Here is a 21,338-nt window from a genome sequence, read left to right on the forward strand (position 1 = left end):
AGTTGTCAATTGTAACAGACTTCAGTAATGAAACATTGTACCAAGAAAACATGCAGATGAAAAGAACGAACAACAGAATGTTATCATTAGTGTTCGTTATTTAAAAACGTTTATACCCAATAAGGTGAGGTTAAAAGGGATATAGTGTTGAAGTTGTTTCATGGTAAGATGGAGAAAAGTTTGAACGAAATGGAGTCGGTAGCGTGATTCACTTTTATCTAGGAAGAAGTGGCAGTGGTAAGTCGACGAAGCTAAAAAAAGACGCGATCGACCAACTGAATCGCTTCCCAATAGAAGGGCCTGAACAGCTGTTTTTGGTTCCAGATCAAATGTCATTTCAAGTTGAATATGAGCTGGCAAAGGAGTCAGGTGGTTTTTCGAAGTTAAGCGTTCTAAGCTTGCATTCATTAGCAGAGAGAATTCTTGTGGATTCGGATCAACCAGAACTGCCGTTACTTGATCGAACGGGTATGCACGTTTTACTTAGGAAAATCATTGAAGACCAAAAGGAAACGTTACGCATATTTAAGCGTTCAAGTCATGCAATCGGTTTTGTTAAAGAGATGGAGCAGGTCATTCAAGAGCTTCGTCAACAAGAGCTAACCGCAGATGCGTTCTATAAGGCAAGTCGTAATCAGTCACAATTGATGCAAGAGAAGATGCATGATATCTATGTTGTTTATAAAGCGTTTGAACAAGCTTTTCAACAGCAGTTTTCGGACAAAGAAGATCAATTAAAACGTGCTACGGACGTTATGGCAACGTCCACTATTATAAAAAATGCCATTATTTATGTGGACGGGTTTTATGATTTTAACATGCTAGAACGTCGCTTTTTAACGACACTGTTTAAAGAAGCATCGTCTGTACAGATCGCCTTCACTTTAGACAAGGATGCAACAGTAGATACGTTTTTCTACACGAATGAAACCTATCATAAATTCGTCGAAACACTTCAAGAACAAGGGTTATCGTATAAAATAAGTTGGTTTGAACCGTGCTTGGAATTTAAGAAAAAAGGTATTGCCTCATTAGAAGAAGGCCTCGTCTATCAAGATCGCGAAAAACGAGAGAATGATGGAAGTGTCGAGTTACTAGAAGCAGTAAATCGACGGGTTGAAATAGATGCACTGGCGCGATCCATTCGGTCTTATGTTCGAATGGAAGGCTATCGATATTCAGACATTGCCGTTGTCACAAGGGATTTAACTCTTTACAGTAGCTTAATTGAACGAATCTTTCCGATGTATGACGTGCCGTTTTTCATTGATCAGGCAAAGCCGATGATTCATCACCCATTGATTGAATGTATTCGCTCTTCCTTTGAAGCAATCATGCAACGCTATCCTTATGAAGCGCTTTTTCGCGCTTTTAAAACCGATTTATTCACTCCCCTTGATGAAGATTCAGTACGCTTTCGCGAACAAATTGATCAGCTAGAAACAATTGTTCTAGCGCAGGGAATTAAAGGGAAATTATGGTCAACAGAAGTAGATTGGCGAGTGAAAACGGTGCGACATGGCTATGAGGATGAGCCAACAGAAGAAGAAAGGGAAACGAATCGTGCTGTAAATGAATTAAAAAACCACTTGATTGCACCTCTAAATCAATTAGAGAAGCAGATAAAGCAAAGTAAAACCGTTGTCGAGATGAGTCGAGCTGTTTATACCTTCTTTGAGGCTTTATCTGTTCCTGAAAAGGTACAACAGTTTAAACAACAAGTGGACGCGGAAGGGGCTATTCAACTAGGTAGTGAATACGAACAAGTCTGGGAAGGCGTCATTCGAATTCTAGATCAGCTGGTTGAAATCGGTGGAGATGATGTCACAACTCCCCAATCGTTTTTCGAGACAATAACCGCTGGTTTTGAGAATATGCGCTTTCAAATGGTGCCACCAGCAATTGATCAAGTGACGATCGGTGATATGGAGCGATCCCGCTTGCCGAAAGCACGGGCAACCTTTGTCATCGGTGTAAATGAAGGTGTTATTCCATCGAAGCCACGAGACAATGGGATTGTTCGTGCGCAGGAACGCCATGAGCTAAAAGAAAAAGGTGTCTCTTTTGGTTATAGCTCGTTTGATCGAATGTGGCACGAACATTTTTATGCTTATATGGCGCAAGTAAATGCGTCAGAAAAGCTGGTTGTTTCTTATGCTTTAGCTGATGAAGAGGGCACCGCGTTACTACCTTCGCCTCTTATACGGCATATAAAGGACACCCTTGATTTTGTTCCGTTAACCTTTGTTCAAAATGAGGCTGATGCTGATAGTGAGAATCATTCTATTGAATCTGTATCTCATCCAAAGCAGGCTTTTATGGAACTCATCCGTCAGCTGCAAAAATGGAAGCAGGGTGAAACAATTGATTCCATTTGGTGGGACGTGTACCACTGGTTCATACAGCAGGAACAATGGCATAGCTCCTTAAAGGCAGCGTTAGAAAGTCTAGACTATGCATATAAAGAAGTGCCATTACCTATTGAAAAAGTAAGAGACTTATATGGTTCGGAGCTTGTGATGAGCGTCAGCCGTATGGAATTATTTAAGCAATGTTCATTCCGGCATTTTGGGCAATACGGTTTAAAGTTAAAAGAAAGAGATGTGTATAAACTAGAAGCATTTGACATCGGTGAATTGTTTCATATGGTACTGAAGTTAATGTCCCATAAGCAAAAGGATCGTAATAAAACATGGAAGAAGCTATCGTTCGACGAGTGCCGTGAAATGACGATAGCGGCAGTGGAAGAAGTCGCTCCTATCATTCAAAGGAAGATTTTACTGAGTACCAATCATTATCAGTATATTAGTGACAAGCTAGAGGAGATTGCGTTAAACGTAACAGAAGCAATCCGTCAACAAGCGTTACTCTCGAAGTTTGAGACCATTGGGCTAGAGGTTGCCTTTGGTCCACAGACGAACTTGTCTCTCCCTTCTTATCCACTTGAACACGGTATGAGTATGACTGTACGAGGGAGAATCGACCGGATTGATCAGGCAACCGTTGATGGACAATCTTATTTAAGTGTCATTGACTATAAATCAAGTGCAACAGCGCTTGCTTTCTCTGACGTAATAGAAGGGCTATCCTTACAAATCCCTGTCTATTTAACTGTCGCGTTAAAGGGTTCCGAAGCATGGTTAGAGCAATCATCCCAAATTGGCGGCATGTTCTATTTCCATATACACAACCCGGTGCTAGAAGATACAGAACAGGAAGAAGAAGAACGCCTAAAAGCATTTAAGTTAAGTGGGTGGATGCCTAAGGATCGTCAACTCGCAACGTTATTTGATCAGTCGCTAGAAGAAACAACGAAGTCAAATGTTGTGCCCATAGAATTTAAAAAAGACGGTACGTTTCATAATCGCTCAAAAGTTGTAACGGAGGATGATTTTCGTACACTCTTTGCTTACACTGAACAAAAAATTGTTGATATTGGCAACGAGATTGCTAACGGAAAAACAGAAGTAAAGCCGTTTCAACGTGAAAACGGTCATGTCGCTTGTAGCTTTTGTCCAATGCATGCAGTGTGTCAATTTGACCCGTCCTTACCTGGCTATGGCTATAATGAAATTTACAAAAAAACGAATCAACATGCACTTGAAGAAATGCGAGATCATCTCGGTGAAGGAGAGAATGAAGATGCCTAAATGGACATTACAAGAAAAGCCAGTAGATGTGAGCTGGACTGATGAACAGTGGCAGGCAATCTCTCTGACAGGTGGAAATATTCTCGTCGCAGCAGCTGCTGGTAGTGGGAAAACCGCTGTTCTAGTTGAACGAATTGTGAAGCGGGTTATTGATCCAGATGATGAAGTTGAGATGGATCGATTGCTTGTTGTCACATTTACAAAGGCAGCCGCAGCCGAGATGAAAGCGCGTATTGGTAAACGGATAGAAGAGGAGTTAAGCGTTCGTCCTACTCCTTATTTAAAACGCCAATACCGTTTATTAAACCGGGCGTCCATTTCTACTCTGCATGCCTTTTGTTCTGAGCTCATTCGAGCCCATTACTATGAAATCAATGTTGATCCGACGATTCGATTGGCAAATGACACGGAAAGAGAATTGCTTAAAGAAGAAGTACTTGAAGCGTTATTAGAGCGTTATTACGCTTTCAATAAAGAAGAGATGCCCGACTTCTATACAATGGCAGAAGCGTATAGCGGCGACCGGTCAGATACAAGCCTAAGAACGCTCCTGTTACAGCTATATACGCGTTCCAGATCCCATCCAGATCCGGATAGGTGGCTTGAGGAAAGCGCAAGGATGTATGAACAGCCGTATGGCGATGTAGGGGAAAGTCCGTGGGGGAAGGTGATTTTAGAAGAAGTGCTTAGCTTTGTCTCAGGTGCTATTGCTAATCATTCACGAGGTCTCCAGCTTGCTGAACAGGAGGACGGACCTGCCTTTTATCGTGAACGGCTAACAGAAGAGCTTGAAGCACTTCGAGGGTTTACGAATTGTCACACCTGGGATCAATGGCAACAGCGGCTACATGCTTTTACATGGAAACGGCTACCTAGTAAGAAAAAAGATGATCCATCTGATCCTCAAGTGGCCGAACGAGTAAAAGGACTACGGGACAATAGTAAAAAATTAGTCCAAAAGGCACAAGAACTTTTAATGACGGATTCAAAAGGAAATCAGATGCGGTTACAACAGATGCAAGGGCGCGTTCGAATGTTAACAACTCTTGTAAAAGAATTCGCTAAAGCGTATCGAGAAGAAAAGGCAGAGCGGTCGCTGATGGATTTCGACGACCTTGAACACTTTGCTCTCGATATACTCAGTGAACAATCCATTGCAGAACCCTCCGCCATTGCACGTCAATACAAAGCTCGGTTTCAAGAAGTGTTAACAGATGAATATCAAGATACGAATCAAGTCCAAGAAGCAATTTTACAATTAGTCGCAAATGGTGAGAACCGGTTTATGGTAGGGGATGTAAAACAGAGCATCTATCGATTTCGATTAGCTGAACCGGGTTTGTTTATAGAGAAACAAACAACGTATGAAAAGCTAGCGTTTCCTCTTGATACACTAAGTGAAGCAAAAGGAATTCGGATTGATTTAGCGCATAATTTTCGTAGCCGAAAAGAAGTGCTAGATGCTGTAAATTACGTTTTTGCAGAGACAATGGACAAGCATGTAGGTGAAGTGGAGTATGATCAAACGCAAGCGTTGCAGTATGGTAATCAGGATTATCGAAAAGAGGATGAAGGCTACGACGTTCATGTTGCTTTAGTAGAAAAAGAAGATGAGGAAAACACGAGTGGTTTTGAATTATCCGCAGAAAAAGAAGCGAAATGGACAGCAAATAAAATTAATGAGTTACGAGAGAGTGGCTATCTCGTTTATGATAAAAAGCAAAACCACATGCGCCCCATTGAGTACCGAGACATAACGATTTTAATGAGATCCCTTCCATCAGCGCCCGTTTTTGTAGACGTATTCAAAAAAGCGGGTATTCCACTTTTTTCAGATCGAGATGAAGGGTACTTTCGCCATGTAGAAGTGCAGATTATGCTGTCGCTACTGAAAATTATTGATAATCCATTTCAAGATATTCCGTTAGCATCGGTACTGCGCTCGCCAATTGTCGGGCTGAAAGATGACGAGCTAGCAAGTATACGCCTACATGATCAAGATGGGTTCTTTTATGAAGCGGTGCAAGCCACCCTAATGAATGAAAAGAAAAAAAGTGAATGGATGGAGAGGCTTACTCATTTTAATAAGCAACTTCAAAATTGGCGGACGAGAGCACGAACAACTGCAATATCTACATTTATCTGGGAACTATTCACAGAAACAGGGTACGATGTGTTTGTAGGTGGATTGCCGGGAGGAAAACAGCGTCAAGCAAATGTGCGAGCTTTGTATGATCGTGCAAAGGCGTTTGAAGATACATCGTTCCGCGGCATCTTTCGCTTTTTGCGCTTTGTTGAGCGGATGGAAGACCAAGGAGACGATTTTGAGAGTGCACGTACTGTTAGTGAGCAAGAAAATGTTGTTCGCTTAATGTCGATCCACAAAAGTAAAGGGCTCGAATTTCCAGTAGTCTTTGTAGTAGACATGTGGAAGCAATTTAACTTAATGGATACGCGACGTCAAACACAAATTCATCAAACACTAGGATTTGGCTCCACTTACTTAGATATAGAACGGCGTGTAAAGTATCCTACTATGGCAGAGACAGCCATAAAGAAATTGCAAGAAAGAGAACAAATCTCAGAAGAACTACGCGTGCTCTATGTAGCTCTAACAAGAGCAAAGGAAAAACTGTTTCTCCTAGGTAGTGTTAAAGACAGAGAGGCAAAGATGGAAGTGTGGATGGAACAAGCGGAATCTTCCCTTTCTCTACATGAGCGCAAGCAGGCTCGTCGGTTCTTTGACTGGGTCGTACCTGTTGTTCTCCAACATGAAGGTGTGAATCGTGTTTCGAACAAAAAACAACATCCGTCAAAGTGGACGTTAGATGATTTAGTAGAAGTCCCTACATTAGCGCTTACTCAACCTCAGTCCGTGAACCCAACTGTTCAATTACTAAAGCAGTTAGAGCGAGTGGACGGACGAACTGCTGGAATGGAGTCCGAAGTGGAGCGCCGGCTGGCCTTCCATTACCTATATCCTGAAGCGACCAAGACAGCCGCTAAACAAAGTGTGACCGAATTAAAACGAAAAACAAACTGGCATTCTCTTAATGATACGTATCAGAAGAACGCTTCCCATTCAATAAAGGAGCCAAGGTTTTTAAAAGGAGAACAGAAGCTAAGCTCTACTGAAAAAGGATCGCTTATGCATCGTATAATGCAGAGGCTATCATTTCAGACAAGCGATCCGTCTCACATTAAACAAGAGATTGAAGCCATTTCGAATCGGCTCTCGTTGAATCAAGAAGAAAGACGGGTTATCTCTTATCAACGTATTATTGAGTTTCATCAATCATCAGTAGGAACTCGTTTACTCCATGCGAAAAAAGTGAAAAAAGAGGTGCCTTTTTCATACATCCAACCTAAGGGTCGATTCTCCTCTCATGAGGAGGACGCAGAAGATGATGCCGTATTAATTCGAGGAATTATTGACGTGTTATGGTGGGATGAGAACGGTGAGTTATGTTTACTTGATTATAAAACCGATCGGATTCCATCTTCTAGTTTAGATAAACAAGAAGTCGAAAAGGTCTTAAAAGAACGTTATGAGCATCAAATCGCGTACTACAAGCAAGCAATCGAAACAATTTGGCGTGTTCCGGTAAAGGAATGCTGGCTGTATTTCTTCGACCGAGGTATGGACATTCAACTATTCAAATAAAGGCAACTGTTGTACAAAGGTAAAAGCGCCTGACTCATGGAGAAAGGTGCTTTATCATTTAAGAAGGTGTAGGGTTGTCAATTTTTTGATCCTTACCAGCAGCATAGCCAAATAAAGAAATGCCAATAGCCGCAACCATAAGAATAAAGAGTGGCACAGTCCAACTTTTTGTACTATCCGCGATGAACCCGAGAAGAAATGGTCCTGTAGCGGCAATCATATAGCCAATAGATTGGGCCATACTAGAAAGCTGTGAAGACTGTTCGACAGTATGCGTACGCAAGACAAAAAACATCATGGCTAAACTAAAGGTTGTCCCCATTCCCATACCTGTAACAACAAGGAATAGAAGAGTTAACGACGATGCAGTTAGAGTGACACCAGCAAGCCCTATTAAAAATAGTAGCCCTGATGCAACAGCAAGCCACGCTTGACTCTTTAATTTAGCTGCAAAAATCGGTACAAAGAATGTAGCTGGAATGAGCCCTACTTGCATTAACGCCATAAACCATCCTGCCTCACTTTCTGTAAAGCCTTTGTTTAGCAGAATGTCTGGTAGCCAAGTGAACAAGCTATATGGAATGAACGACTGAAGTCCCATAAATAACGAAACGCACCAAGCGAGCTTCGATTTAAAGATGGAAGAAGAAGGTTGGTTATCTACTTTTCCAGGAACTTTTTTTCGAGACGACAGCATAACAGGCAGCCGTAAGCAAATAAAAAGAACAGCAATTGCCGATAAAACAGCCCATAAAAGCAAAGCATGTTGCCAATTAAAAGCGTTTGACTCAGCTATTGGAACAGATAAGCCAGATGCAAATGCGCCAAAGAGATTCATAGAAACAGAGTAAATGCCCATCATAATACCAATTCGTAATGGAAAACTAAGTTTAATTAGTCCAGGCATTAGAACGTTTCCGACTGCTATACCAAGACCAAGTAAAAGGGTACCTACTAACAAGAACGGTGTATACCCGAGTGATCGGAACACAATGCCAATGGTTAAGACAATCATAGCGAATAAAAGCATGAATTCCATCCCTGTTTTCCGAGAAATTCTCGGTACAAGAGGTGAAAATAAACCAAACATTACTAGTGGCAATGTATTAACCAAACCAATGGTTACATTTGAAATGGCTAAATCCTCTCTTATAAACGGAATTAACGGTCCGAATGAAGTCATAGGAGATCGTAAGGTAGCGGCAATCAATAAGATAGACGTAAGGAGCAAAAACGTATAATAGTGTTCCTTGTTGTTGGTTCGCAGTTTTTGCATAGTAATCTCCTTCATAGTGAGTAAACATTATTAAGTCACAATGTATTATTTTACTCCTGAGGAGAAAGGGAAATCAAGCTTTCTTTTAGCGCAACCATTAATAGGAAATGTCAGTGTTTTAAACGAATAGCTCAGAGTTTTCGAAAACGCTATCAATGTTAACTCGTTTATTGAAATGACGAGTTAACAAAGAGTAAGGGGCTTTTTTTATGTTATAATTAAAACTATTCAGTCTAATAAGGAAGGAATGAGTGGGGTTTAGAGAAGAAGAGACCTGTGTGCAAAAAACAAACGAACATGACTATGAATTCGTTCAAATGAGCATAGATGTGGAGGAGATAAAATGACAATCCCTATTAGAACAACAGGAATCGCTGTCGTCGTTTTGCGAGAGCGAGCACATCGTGTAGACGTCTTATTGTTAAAGCGAAACTCAGCGATCTTAGACGAAGCGTGGACCTATATCGGTGGAGGAATCGAAGCTGGAGAGAAGGCGTATGAGACGGCTATACGAGAAATAAAAGAAGAAACCGGTTTGATACCATTGTCTTTATACACATCCAACACATTTGATCAATTTTATGATCCAGTGAAAAATTGGATCTATCTGGCTCCTGTATTTGTGGCATATGTAGCAGATTCAGCAGAGGTGCGGTTAAACAATGAACACAGTGAGTATCGCTGGCTGACTTTTGAAGACGCAAAGAGTATGTTGTCAATACCAGGGACAGGAGATGTTCTATCGTTTATTGAAGACCATTTTGTGTATAAAAAGCCAAAAAATTTTTTGAGAATTGAGGTGGAGGAATGTTCATTGTAAATGTAGAAGGGGCAGTTTGGAATGATGGAAAGTGGCTTGTTATTGAAAGAAGCTCAAAGGAAGCACATGCAGGAGGACTACTGTCATTAGTAGGTGGTAAAGTCGATGCATCTGGAATCGATAAAGATGTATTAGAAAAAACGATACAGCGTGAGTTTTTAGAAGAAGTTGGTTTGAAATTGAAAAATGATATGGTCTATGTGCGAAATACGACTTTTGAAGTGAACGGAAAACCTGTCATTGACATTGTGTTTCTATGTGAACGAGAAGAAGGAAGCCAACCTTCAATCGTAAGTGCAGATGAGGTTGCAGACATTCATTGGATGACCTTTGAGGAGATCCAATCACATAGCAAAGCACCAGATTATTTTATAGAAAGTATTTGTATGGCAGAGAAAGTAAGATTACGCCAAAGGGAGTGAGGAGCTTGTTGAGGAATTAAAAACGTTAGTTGTCTAAGAGAAAGGGATCCCTCCCTCTCTCTTAGAAGTTTAATAGCCACGTTTGTTGCCTTTTTTCACTTCATTCCAGTCCACATCAATATTTTTCCGCACGGTTTGAAGTAGGTTAAAGAGGGTTTCTACTTCGGTAGATGATAACCCCTTTAAAGCGACCGCCTCTGAATGGTTATTTTCTCTAAGTAAAAATTGATACACCTCTTTTCCTCGCTCAGTGGGGAAAAGCTTTTTTATTTTTCGATTGGATGGATCTTCTTGTTTATAGATAAAGCCTTGATTTTCCAGCTTCGTAATGGCTCTGGCTGCAGTCGTTCGATCGACTTTTAACATTTCGGCGATCTTTTCTTGAATAGACCCGGGGTGTTCATAAATTCGAATTAAATAAAGGTATTGGCCCTTTGTAAGATCAATTTCTTTAAATTCAATATTACTTATTGAATCGAGGGCACGAGCAATGGTCCCTATTTCGCGAAGAATTTCTTTCATAGAAAAACTCCTTTCATTTTTTGTTGCAAATACAACAAAAATACGTTACGTTAGATTGTGAGTACATGAGAAAGAAATGAGGATACGTTTATGAATAAACAGATTATTGTTAATCAAGAGCAGTTAGAGCTTGCTTTTTCTATTAGAAAGAAGGTTTTTGTTGACGAACAACATTGCCCAATAGAAGATGAATTTGACGCCTTTGATGATTTAACGTCCCCTTGCACACATGTTTTAGTTTATTATAACGAAAAACCAGTTGGAACGGGAAGAGTTCGTCAAGTAGAAGGAAAAGCAAAGTTAGAGCGAATTTGCCTACTTAAAGAATATCGGAAGCACGGGTTAGGTAAAGAGATTATTACGTTGCTAGAAGAGATCGCTCGAGAAATGGGTTGTGTGAAGGCTCTTTTACATGGTCAGACACATGCAGAAGGGTTTTATGAAAAGCTCGGTTACGTGACAACCTCTGACGTTTTTGAAGAAGATGGCATTCCTCACGTTAAAATGGAAAAGTCATTTCAATAAATGAAAAAGGAGGGGGATGTATGTCAGTTGAGTTATTAACACCCTTTCGAAAAAAGATGCTTGTTGTTTCCATACTCTCAGCATCTTTTTTATTTTTGCTCAATCAATTTTTGCTTATTACGGCTTTCCCACAAATTATGGAAGATTTTTCAATTAATGCGACCCAAGTTCAGTGGTTAACCACTTCTTTTCTGTTAACGACAACAACGTTAATTCCAACAATGGGTTATTTCATGGAAAGGTTTCAAGCACGTACGTTAACGTTCGTTGCTATTTCGTTCTTTATTTTGGGAACCCTATTAGCCATTTTCGCACAAACGTTTATGCTTCTCATTGTAGCAAGAGTTATTCAAGCAGTTGGTGCTGGGATGATGCTTCCCCTCGTACAAACTGTTCTCTTGCTCGTCTACCCAATTGAAAAACGTGGTTATGCGATGGGCCTGATGACCATGGTTGTGAATGTAGCACCAGCTATAGGTCCTTCCATTGCAGGCTATATCGTTGATTTATCAAGCTGGCGTTTCTTGTTTTGGCTCGTGCTTCCTCTGGCGATTGCCCTTTTCGTATTAAATAGTATATTCATGCAGAACATTACAGAGAAAGGGCAGGCGAGGTTAAGTATACCGTCGCTGTTTTTCTCAGCCATTGGCTTTGCCGGTACCATTCTGGCGATAAGTAATTTCAGTGTGTACGGACTAGCCAGTATGTATGTCATCATACCTGCAGTAATCGGCATGCTAGCCCTAACGACGTTTATTTGGATACAACTTATATCTGATCAGCCGATGTTAAATTTGCGGCTATTTCGTTTAAAATGGTTTGTCCATGGTACGTTATTGTCATTTGTCATTTCGATCTTACTGTTATCAACAGAAACACTCCTCCCGTTGTTTATTCAAGATGTACAAGGGCGGACTGCTTTTATTTCGGGCATGACCTTGTTGCCTGGCACATTGTTACTATCTGTAACTTCTTTTCTAGCTGGAAAATGGTTTGATCAATACGGTGGCAAAGTGCTCGGTATCATTGGCTATTCGGTTATGGCCGTGACATTTATGTGGTTTACGATAATGGGAGCAGACACAACTGTAATCGCTATGATTGTTTGTTTTAGCTTATTTATGGGAGCCGTTGGGATTGTGATGACACCGGCAACCGCTATCGCTATGAATGCTTTACAGCAAGAAGACCTTCCTCATGGGACAGCGATAGTAAACACCGTTAAACAATTTGGAGCTGCACTCGGCGTTACAATTTTAACAACCGTTGTAAGTATTCAAGCGGCACAGCCGGAATACTCTTATATTGAGGGTACGTTAAGAGGTCTCTCGATGGCTTTTGCTACAATGGGCGTTTTTTCTTTTATCGCATTACTGCTTGTGCTCTATACAAAGAATCGTAGTCGATCAAAAAATACACTTTTGTAGGAAGTACCCCACTAATGTTGTTGGGGTATTTTGTTTAATGAAAATCGTTACAGGTGGGAGTTAATCTATTATAGTAAGTAGTGAAAGGGGCGGAATAGAGTGAAGGAAAATGGAAATCGAGGCCTTTTAACGGCCATTTTAGTTTGTTTGATTTTACTTGTACTTGGTTTTGGTAATGGTGGTACTGACATGGGGTCTGATTTTCCTCAACAAATTGAAACCTTCGCAAATGAAGATCAAGTGCTATCATTAGGGGATGATAAAATCATTATACACACCAGCTACAATGAAATCATTGTGTTGCAGTGGAACATTGATACGCAAACGTTTGAAAAGATTCAAACCTATGACTATATGTTGGAAGAATAAGCAGTTAAACAAATGAGTTCGTTTCATATTGGATGAGCGGAGAACGCCTCCCCTTTAAAGCGTTTGGTAAGATAGCTATCTGTTCGTTCTAAAGCCTTATTTTGGAATCAGCCAACTCATAAATAGGCGCATGGTTTTCAATCATGTTTAAAAATTAGACAAAAAGGGTAGGGAAATTTAATTATTTTTAAAATATACTGTCTTTTTATCTGATTGTGTGCCACAATGTAGATACAGCAATCACTCTAGGCTGAATAAATAGTAGGGAGGTCCCGTACATTGTATAAAATTATACGAATGTTAAACGGGGCAACAGAAACCCTTAAAGACACGAACAGCCAACTAGATAAGGTTTTTATTGATCCTGTTGCCGCGCAATCTTTGGCAAGTAAATTGAACAATCATCTATACTCGAATGCTGAACGCTGGAAAGTAACGACTATTAATGGCGTTGATTATTAAGATACAAAGGCAATTACAGCTTATGTAATTGCTTTTTTGTTTCGCTGAAAAGATTATTTGTATAAAACAAGCTAGCCCTTACACAGGCTAGCTTGTTGTGATGATTTATTCATAAACGTGGATCGTTACGTTTTGACGACCAAAGTTTAATGCATCTTGACGTTCAGGCATAAAGAGGTCAATTTTGTTGCCATTAATTGCGCCACCAGTGTCACCAGCAATCGCTTCTCCATAGCCTTCTACGTATACTTTGCTACCAAGCGGTATAACGTTAGGATCAACAGCAATCACTTTTTGATTCGGATTCGCTCTTAAATCAATCCCAGTAGCTGTTACCCCAGAGCACCCTTCACAGAAGGCAGTGTAGGCCGTAGCTTCCACACTCATTGTTGTAGTGCCTTCAGTTTGTGTTGGCTCAGAACTAGTGGATTCAGTTGAATTCGTTGATTCAGTCGTTTCAGCTGGTGCTTCAGAAGAGCTTGTTTCATTTGAAGCACTTGTCGATTCTGAATTTGTTGACTCAGCTGCAGTCGATTCATTTGAAGTTGTTTGAGGTGCAGATTCATTCGATTGAATTTCACCTTTCACTTGACCTTGTTCACCTTCACCAGGCATTGTTAATTGTTGACCGATAAAGATTAAGTTCTTATCGTAAATGTCTGGATTTAATTCTACTATATTTTGTACGTCTGTTTGATGCTTGTTAGCAATTTGACTCAATGTATCTCCGCTTTTGACTTCATATGCAAATGCTGGAGTGGCAACAAGTATTGATCCTAAGACAGCAAGTGACGTGACTAATTTTTTCATACTGTAAAACTCCCCTTATAATGTAGTATTCATCCCCAAGTAATGGAACTATGAAAATGTGTAAGATGAGTCGTTCTTGTGTGTAATTCCATTTTTGTGCGGAATGTCTCTCGCAAGATCAAACTATACAGAACATAAGTTACTCTTTCAACCCATTTTCCGCGAAGTAATGAACTTGTAAAATGACTGTAATCCGCATAGGTACAGGGATTATGCGTGTAAATAAGGGGAACTATACTAGTAGTAGGACGTTCAGCTTGTTCGACAAAACTTGATATTACATAGATATTACAGGAGAAAAGTCATGGGAACGTGTGATTTCGTCTAAAACTGACATAAAGAGACGTACTCAACAAACTCTACTTAAATCGCGTATGCTGAGGTTTAACTAAAAGCAGGAGATGAATAAAGGAATGATAAGGTGAGAAAAAGAAAGTAAGGCGATTGAATGTGAGACTATTAATGAAGAAAAAGAAAATCGGTGCGTTGAGTTTTATAGAAAAGGTCATAAAAAAACACAACTCAGTAGAATTGTGTTAGATCATTAGAGTAACCGTTGAAAAGAAACAACAAGAAGAACAACGATCACGAGACTTGGAAGCAAGTTAGCAATTTTAACATTAATCACATTTAATAGGTTAAGCCCTATGGCAAGTATGAGAATGCCTCCAATACATGTAATCTCTGCGATTATCATGTCCATTAGCATATTCGGTACAAAAGCATCGATTTGATTGGCTAGCAACGTAATACTAGCTTGATAAAGAAAGACAGGAATGGCAGCAAAGAATACGCCGATCCCTAGTGTTGAAGAGATAATAAGTGCAGAAAATCCATCAATGGACGATTTCGTAAATAATAAACTATGATCACCACGAAGTGCTGCTTCTAGTGGGCCGATAATAGCCATTGCCCCTGTTGCAAAAATAAGTGTAGAGCTAACAAAAGCTTGAGCTACGTTACCTTGGCTGTTCTTACCAATTTTTGTTCCTAACCATTGACCAAGCTGATTTAAGCGTTCATCAATTTGGAGCCAGCTACCGAGTAATGCGCCACTTGTCAAACTTATAATGATAATAAGGAAATTTTCACCTGTGACGGCCATTTGAATCCCGATGACAATTAATGCAAGGGAGAGTGCTTGCATGATAAGCTTACTTATCTCCTCAGGTACGTTTCGAATTCGTACACCAATTAATGAAGCAACAGCAATGGCTGCTGCATTAATAATCGTTCCTAATAACATTTCACGCCTCATTCCATCTAGCAATGCTTCATTATAGCAAATTCGTTTAGCATGTTAAAGTGATTCTGAATGCTAAAGAGTATTCAGTTAATTGGAAGAAGGATAGAGAGGTTTTCCTTTATATATATGGAAAAAAACGCCTGATCCTTCAACAGTTTAGACGATGGATCATGCCATTCTGAACGTTCCGATAAAAAAGGTATTGCTAAATAGAAACCTGCCCTATATAATTATTTACGAAAGCGGTTTCGTAGAAGTCTTACAGCGAATATTACTTAATAAGTAGTTACAGTTGTATGTAGACATTCTTTGTAAGCGCTTAATTAAAACTCTTTTCCGAAAGCGCTTTCTGGTGTCTTTTATGCAGTACTCATTCAATGATTAGAGGGGGAAATGGCAATGAAAAAATGGTTCATTTACAGTGCAGCACCTTTGTTATCAGTTTCTTTATTGGCAGCTTGTGGAGGTTCAGACGGTGATGATGGCGGTAGTAGTGAAAGTGTAGAAGGGGAAACAACGAGCGAAACGATCGGTTCAGGGGATATTGAATTGGTTTTTTGGGAGTTTGGAAATACTGGCTACGATAAATTAATTGAGGAATATGTAGAAGAAAATCCAGACATTACCATTAATCTTCAAAATAGCGATATGAATGATATGCATGATAATTTGTTTACATCGATTTCTGCCGATACTGGCGCACCTGATATTGCGATGATTGAGGAAGCGCAAATTGAGCGGTACCGAACAGCGGAAGATTCATTCAACAACTTATATGACCTAGGCGCTGGAGATGTTCAAGATGAATTTTTAGACTGGGTCTGGAACAATAGTGAAAATGCGTCTGGTGATTTTGTGTTTGGTTTGCCAACAGATATTGGTCCGACCGTTATGTTTTATCGCACAGATGTGTTTGAAGAGGCAGGTTTTGACTCTTCGCCTGAGGCTGTTTCTGAATTAATTCCAACGTGGGATGCTTATGAAGAAGTGGCTGTGCAAATTTATGAAGAAACAGGAAAGCTTATGACGGATGCAGGTGAGCTTATTTACAATGCGAGAAGAGACCAAGCCTCCCAGCAATACTTCAATACTGATGAAGAGTTAATTATAGATGATCATCCAGAAATACGTGAAGCTTATGACTATACAGCTGATTTCTTTGATCAAGACTTAGCAGGAGATATTCCGCTATGGACACCAGAGTGGTTTGCAGGTATGGCTGATGGTTCTTATGCAACGATGCTTGCCCCAGCTTGGATGCAAGGGGTTATTAAAGACAATAGTCCTGAAGAAGGTATTTGGTCGATTACAACGATGCCAGAAGGAGCAGGAAACTGGGGAGGATCGTTTTTGACGATTCCGAGTGAATCTGAGCATGCAGAAGAAGCATATGCGTTTATTTCGTGGTTAACAGCTCCAGAGCAACAGCTAAAATCATTTTTAGATTATGGATTGTTCCCTTCAGCCCCAGCGGTGTACGAGATGGACGAATTCATTAATTATGAAGATGCATATTTCGGTGGAATTCCAACAGCACAAGTATTCTCAGAAGCAGCTCAGCAAGTTATTCCTGTTTATAAAGGACGCAACTACTATTCGATTGATGATGTCATAAAAGAAGCAATAGATAACGTATCTGCTGGTGATGATCGCGATGAAGAATGGTCGGCTTCTTTAGATACGATAGATCGTATTTTAGCCCGTTAATCTTTGCGATTTTAGGGTGGCTCTCATGTTAATGAGTCATCCTTTTTACTACTCTTAAAAAAACCAGTAGGGAGGTTTAACGTTGAAGGCAGCTCAATCAACTCAAATAGACCCAAACATAAAGCCAAAAGGCAATCGAGAGAAAAGACGTACAGCATTAGCTGCGTACTTCTTTGTTTCACCATTTTTTATTTTGTTTTTAATTTTTGGGCTTTTTCCGATGGTGTTTAGCTTCTACTTAGCTTTTTTCCGGTGGGATGGACTTGGAGAGATGACGTATGTGGGTCTAGCAAATTTTCAATTTATTTTCAATGATCCTGTTTTTTACTCTTCTATTCTAAATACTTTTATTATTGGTCTATTAGGAACGCTACCACAAATTATCTTTGCTATATTAATTGCCTTTGCTTTAAATTCGGCGTTAATAAAGTTTAGAAATACGTTTCGAACGATTATTTTTTTACCATACATTACGTCTGTCGTCGCAGTAGCGATTATTTTTGGAGTCGTTTTTAACAACCAGCCCTTTGGTTTTGTGAACTATCTTTTAAGCTTAGCTGATATTGACCCAATCAGATGGAACGCGGAATATTGGCCAGTGAAACTAGCAATTGCAACAATGGTGTTTTGGCGTTGGGTTGGATACAACACCATAATCTTTTTAGCAGGTATGCAAAGTATTCCGAAAGAATTATACGAAGCTGCCAAAATTGACGGAGCGACAATTAGTCAGCAAATACGTTTAATTACATTGCCGATGTTAAAACCAATTACACTTTTTGTCGTCTTTACTGCAACCATCGGAAGCTTGCAATTATTTACTGAACCACTTATCTTTCTTGGTCGTAATTTAAGAGAAGAAGGTATTACAATGGTCGCTTACTTATGGCGGGATGCGTTTGTCTATAATTCATTTGGCACTGCTTCTGCAGCGGCAATTGCTCTATTCTTTATTATTATCGTGTTAACCGTTGTGAATTTACTTATTACAAGTCGAATGGGACGGTCTAAAAAAGTCGGATAGGAGGTTAGGCAATGGGAAAGGAAAAGAATCATGGGAAACGAAAATTTTCTGTTCAAAAACTGTTTGTCTATCTATTTTTAATTGCTGGTTCACTCGCGTCCCTGTTTCCGTTTTATTATATGTTTGTTATGGCAACTCGTATTAACCGTGAAATTAATCAAGTGCCACCTCCATTTACACCGGGAGCAGATTTAGTATCAAACTTTCAAAAAGTCCTAAACAACATTGATTTCTTTGGGGCAATGTGGAATAGTTTTTTTGTCGCAACCGCTGTTACGGTTGGGACGTTGCTATTGTGTTCTCTTGCTGGATATACATTTGCGAAACTTGAATTTAAAGGAAAAGCCTTTCTCTTTACAGCTATATTGGTAACGATGATGGTACCACCACAGCTCGGTTTAATCCCGCAGTATTATATTATTACGTCCTTAGGATGGTTAAATGATTTTAAAGCAATCATCATCCCAGGACTTATTAACGCATTTGGGATCTTTTGGATGAGACAATATATTAAAGAAGCCGTACCATTTGAAATTATTGAAGCGGCTCGAATTGACGGTTGCTCGCATTTTCGTACCTATTGGAATATTGTTGTACCAACCGTGTTGCCAGCGTTCGCAACATTAGGCATTATTGTGTTTATGACCGTGTGGAATGATTTCCTTTGGCCGCTAGTAGTACTGAGAGATCCATCTATGCAGACTCTACAAGTAGCGCTTCGTTCATTAAATGATGCTCGTCAATTAGATTATGGTATGTTAATGTCAGGAACATTTTGGGCAACGGTTCCGTTACTAATTGTCTTTCTACTCTTTAATCGCTTGTTCATTCAAAGCTTGTCTGAAGGTGCAGTTAAGAGTTGAGTTGTAGGAGGCTGGCTATTTGTCAGCCTCAATCATGGAGGTGAAAAGTGTTGACAAGTATCGTAATAAAAGTGGCAGAACGGATTTATGCATTCGTCGCATTAAATGTTTTATGGTGCTTTTTTGTTTTGCTCGGACTTGGTGTTTTTGGTTTTATGCCGGCTACTGTTGCGCTTTTCCGAATGATGAGAGAGTGGAATAGCGGGAAGAAAGACCTGCCTCTTATGAAAAGTTTTTTAACATTTTATAAAGAAGCGTTTATACGAGCAAATCTATATGGTGCCATGTTTTTCGGCGTGTTCTATATTATCTATGTCAACTATCAGTTCGTTTCATACTTTTATGAAGCGTCCATTCATTTCTTTTTATATGTAGTCATTTTTAGTATCACTGCAGTAGCGGTCATGACATTTGTCAATTTATTTTCCGTTATGGCTCACTTTGATCATCGTCTCTTTCACTATTTGAAGCTTGCTTTTGGGATGGTTTTTGCTCATCCATTTAAATCGTTCTTGCAGTTGTTTTGGCTCATTGCTTATGCGCTAGTTGCGATGTTCTATCCAAAAGCATTTTTACTTATTGGCGTAAGCGTCTTTGCTTATGTGATCATGAGCATTAATTTTACTACTTTTAATCAATACAAAAAAAATACCCCTGTCCCGTAAAAAAGGTAGGAAGGAGAAGCAATGATAACGATATACGACATCGCAAAGAAAACGGGATTTTCTATTAGTACCGTTTCTAAAGTGTTAAATAAACGAAATGACGTAAGCGAAAAAACAAAAAAAATTATTAATGAGGCTGTAACGGAACTAGGTTATTTGCCGAGTTCAAATGCTCGCTCTCTTTCAACCAAAAAATCATGGACGATTGGGGTTGTGTTTGTCGAAGATGCTGGAAATGGTCTTGAGCATCCTTTTTTTAATGCGGTTATTGAAAATTTCAAGAAAACGGTTGAAATTGAAGGATATGATTTATTATTCGCTTCAAGAAAAATTGGTAAAGAGAAGCGATCGTATTTAGATCACTTTATGTATCGTGGTGTTGATGGCGTTGTTGTTGTCTGTTCTAGTCATACGCCAGAACTTCAAAGATTAATCAATTCCGATATACCCTCTGTTGTGATCGACTTGGATACACGCGGGGTCAGCGTTGTTTATAGCGACAACTTCTATGGTGCTGAATTGGCTGTGAATCATCTCATTACTCTAGGGCACAAAAAAATTGCCCATATTTCTGGACATAAAAAGCTCTATGTTGGAGAGGAACGGCTTCAAGGCTATAAGCAAACGATGGAAAAACACCAGTTGCTCATTCCAAAAGACTATATTGTTGATGGCGGTTATTTTACATACGAGGGGGGAAAAGCAGCGATGGAAACCTTGCTAGCTGCAAAAGACACTCCAACGGCCGTTTTTGTAGCAGGTGATTTAATGGCAATTGGAGCGATGGCAGCAATATACGAAGCAGGTTTAACCATTCCTAATGATATCTCCATTGTGGGATTCGACGATATCCAAATCGCAGAATACGTACATCCACCCTTGACAACGATACGGCAAGATACGAAATTGATTGGGAAAACAGCCGCTACATTAATAATGGACCAAATGGCAAATAAAAAGAAAGCGCATATGTCGGTCAAGATTCCTGTATCCCTTGTTACGAGAAACTCTTGTAGGGAGCGCAAATAGTTCATTCTTTGGCTGGCAGTTTCATCTATGAGAAGAATGTGCGTGCTTCAGCAACATGACAGCGGTTAGTGAACAGTTCGTGCAAACGTACTTGGCGTGTATCGAACCCACTCGTAGGTTGCTTGGGTGGCTTCACCTGTATACCGTCCTGCCCATTCGTCGATTCCATATGTGTTCCATAAATTCATCATTATTTTTCCTGGTGTTGTTGGGATGTTTTCCGTTCGAGTTGCAATTGGCACCCCATTGACATACCACGTGATGGAGTGCGGTTGCCAATCAAATGCATACGTATGAAAATCTTGGGAAGCATCAAAGCCTAAATCGTGTAAGATTTCGTTGTTCCCAACTCCGTTCGTGTAATAGTTAAATTGCACTTTTGTTGTATCTTTTCCTAAAAATTCAATGTCAATCTCATCCCACGGATCTCCATTATACGATGGACCTGTATAGGTGAAAAAAGAAGAAATCATACCCGGCACATTTGATGGCTTCATTGATACTTCATATAAACCATAGCCATAAAAGTCGTGAGTGGTGTATTCGGCACATTCATAAGAATAGGGGGCGGCCAAAGAAGGGTTACTTCGAATGGAGAGTTCTAACTGCCCGTTAGGGAAATTAACACGATCGGCCCGCCAGTGACAGCCGAAAAAGGGATCATTATTGCGCCACCCGTTTGACATTTGCCAGTGTTGTTGATCATGTTGAGTAAAAACAGTAAACAACTCTTGCTGCTGAGCAGTTGCATTTGCAGGTGGAAGAAGAAAGAAACAGAAAAAAATAAAAACGAAACTGACGAAGTAGTGCTTCATACAAATCATCCTCTCAAAAAAAATTATGACACTCAATCAGTG

The 21,338-nt window shown here is 39.9% G+C and carries 18 protein-coding genes; 13 read left to right on the forward strand and 5 right to left on the reverse strand.

Annotation, left to right across the window (positions count from 1 at the left end; translation table 11 throughout):
* Positions 1-203: 203 nt before the first annotated feature.
* Together addB and addA are read left to right on the forward strand one after the other, a co-directional pair.
* A complete protein-coding gene (addB, locus tag E2L03_RS09815; RefSeq protein ID WP_134259094.1) occupies positions 204-3,650 on the forward strand; it encodes a helicase-exonuclease AddAB subunit AddB in 3,447 nt (1,148 codons plus the stop codon).
* A complete protein-coding gene (gene addA / locus E2L03_RS09820; RefSeq protein WP_166740263.1) occupies positions 3,643-7,314 on the forward strand; it encodes a helicase-exonuclease AddAB subunit AddA in 3,672 nt (1,223 codons plus the stop codon). The genes addB and addA overlap by 8 nt, the downstream gene beginning before the upstream one ends.
* A gap of 58 nt (positions 7,315-7,372) precedes the next feature.
* Here addA and E2L03_RS09825 read toward each other — a convergent pair whose 3' ends face one another.
* Positions 7,373-8,590 carry a CynX/NimT family MFS transporter gene (locus E2L03_RS09825; protein ID WP_055735572.1) on the reverse strand — a complete coding sequence of 406 codons (1,218 nt, stop codon included), beginning with the start codon at positions 8,588-8,590 and terminating at the stop codon, positions 7,373-7,375.
* Positions 8,591-8,933: 343 nt separating this feature from the next.
* Here E2L03_RS09825 and E2L03_RS09830 point away from each other — a divergent pair, with 343 nt between their 5' ends.
* Together E2L03_RS09830 and E2L03_RS09835 are read left to right on the forward strand one after the other, a co-directional pair.
* The gene (locus E2L03_RS09830; RefSeq protein ID WP_134259096.1) at positions 8,934-9,410 is read left to right on the forward strand and encodes an NUDIX hydrolase; all 477 of its coding nucleotides are present in this window, start codon (positions 8,934-8,936) and stop codon (positions 9,408-9,410) included.
* Positions 9,398-9,832, forward strand: coding sequence for an NUDIX hydrolase (locus E2L03_RS09835; protein WP_038477303.1), 435 nt, complete (start codon positions 9,398-9,400; stop codon positions 9,830-9,832). The genes E2L03_RS09830 and E2L03_RS09835 overlap by 13 nt, the downstream gene beginning before the upstream one ends.
* Before the next feature lie 69 nt (positions 9,833-9,901).
* Here the strand turns inward: E2L03_RS09835 and E2L03_RS09840 are convergent, their stop codons facing one another.
* Positions 9,902-10,354, reverse strand: coding sequence for a MarR family winged helix-turn-helix transcriptional regulator (locus tag E2L03_RS09840; RefSeq protein WP_055735575.1), 453 nt, complete (start codon positions 10,352-10,354; stop codon positions 9,902-9,904).
* Positions 10,355-10,444: 90 nt separating this feature from the next.
* Between E2L03_RS09840 and E2L03_RS09845 the strand changes: the two genes are divergently transcribed.
* The 4 genes from E2L03_RS09845 (at position 10,445) to E2L03_RS09860 (ending at position 13,137) form a co-directional block, all read left to right on the forward strand.
* Positions 10,445-10,879, forward strand: coding sequence for a GNAT family N-acetyltransferase (locus E2L03_RS09845; RefSeq protein WP_038477309.1), 435 nt, complete (start codon positions 10,445-10,447; stop codon positions 10,877-10,879).
* Positions 10,880-10,899: 20 nt separating this feature from the next.
* Positions 10,900-12,306: a DHA2 family efflux MFS transporter permease subunit gene (locus E2L03_RS09850; protein ID WP_134259097.1), complete on the forward strand. Its 1,407-nt coding sequence runs from the start codon at positions 10,900-10,902 to the stop codon at positions 12,304-12,306.
* 99 nt (positions 12,307-12,405) lie between these two features.
* Positions 12,406-12,675: a hypothetical protein gene (locus E2L03_RS09855; RefSeq protein WP_055735578.1), complete on the forward strand. Its 270-nt coding sequence runs from the start codon at positions 12,406-12,408 to the stop codon at positions 12,673-12,675.
* Between the two features lie 279 nt (positions 12,676-12,954).
* A complete protein-coding gene (locus E2L03_RS09860; protein ID WP_035393082.1) occupies positions 12,955-13,137 on the forward strand; it encodes a hypothetical protein in 183 nt (60 codons plus the stop codon).
* A gap of 105 nt (positions 13,138-13,242) precedes the next feature.
* Here E2L03_RS09860 and E2L03_RS09865 read toward each other — a convergent pair whose 3' ends face one another.
* Both E2L03_RS09865 and E2L03_RS09870 read right to left on the reverse strand, forming a co-directional pair.
* A complete protein-coding gene (locus E2L03_RS09865) occupies positions 13,243-13,947 on the reverse strand; it encodes a 3D domain-containing protein (protein ID WP_038477320.1) in 705 nt (234 codons plus the stop codon).
* A gap of 544 nt (positions 13,948-14,491) precedes the next feature.
* Entirely contained in the window at positions 14,492-15,205 is a 714-nt protein-coding gene (locus E2L03_RS09870; protein WP_078440232.1) for a DUF554 domain-containing protein, read from the reverse strand.
* Positions 15,206-15,592: 387 nt separating this feature from the next.
* Between E2L03_RS09870 and E2L03_RS09875 the strand changes: the two genes are divergently transcribed.
* The 5 genes from E2L03_RS09875 to E2L03_RS09895 all read left to right on the forward strand — a co-directional run bounded on the left by E2L03_RS09875 (position 15,593) and on the right by E2L03_RS09895 (position 20,481).
* Complete coding sequence (locus tag E2L03_RS09875; RefSeq protein ID WP_038477326.1) at positions 15,593-16,900, forward strand: ABC transporter substrate-binding protein; 1,308 nt, start codon at positions 15,593-15,595, stop codon at positions 16,898-16,900.
* 82 nt (positions 16,901-16,982) lie between these two features.
* The gene (locus tag E2L03_RS09880; protein ID WP_206698866.1) at positions 16,983-17,924 is read left to right on the forward strand and encodes a carbohydrate ABC transporter permease; all 942 of its coding nucleotides are present in this window, start codon (positions 16,983-16,985) and stop codon (positions 17,922-17,924) included.
* An 11-nt stretch (positions 17,925-17,935) separates the two neighbouring features.
* The gene (locus tag E2L03_RS09885) at positions 17,936-18,787 is read left to right on the forward strand and encodes a carbohydrate ABC transporter permease (RefSeq protein WP_038477329.1); all 852 of its coding nucleotides are present in this window, start codon (positions 17,936-17,938) and stop codon (positions 18,785-18,787) included.
* Positions 18,788-18,837: 50 nt separating this feature from the next.
* Positions 18,838-19,452 (forward strand): YesL family protein, encoded by a 615-nt coding sequence (locus E2L03_RS09890; RefSeq protein ID WP_095151115.1) that lies wholly within the window; start codon positions 18,838-18,840, stop codon positions 19,450-19,452.
* A gap of 21 nt (positions 19,453-19,473) precedes the next feature.
* Entirely contained in the window at positions 19,474-20,481 is a 1,008-nt protein-coding gene (locus E2L03_RS09895; protein WP_038477332.1) for a LacI family DNA-binding transcriptional regulator, read from the forward strand.
* Positions 20,482-20,546: 65 nt separating this feature from the next.
* On the opposite strand, the gene bglS is transcribed toward E2L03_RS09895, so the two are convergent.
* Complete coding sequence (gene bglS / locus E2L03_RS09900; RefSeq protein ID WP_078440230.1) at positions 20,547-21,305, reverse strand: beta-glucanase; 759 nt, start codon at positions 21,303-21,305, stop codon at positions 20,547-20,549.
* Positions 21,306-21,338 lie beyond the last annotated feature (33 nt).

The sequence above is a fragment of the Shouchella oshimensis genome (assembly GCF_004375095.1).
GTDB classification, from domain to species: domain Bacteria; phylum Bacillota; class Bacilli; order Bacillales; family Bacillaceae_D; genus Shouchella; species Shouchella oshimensis.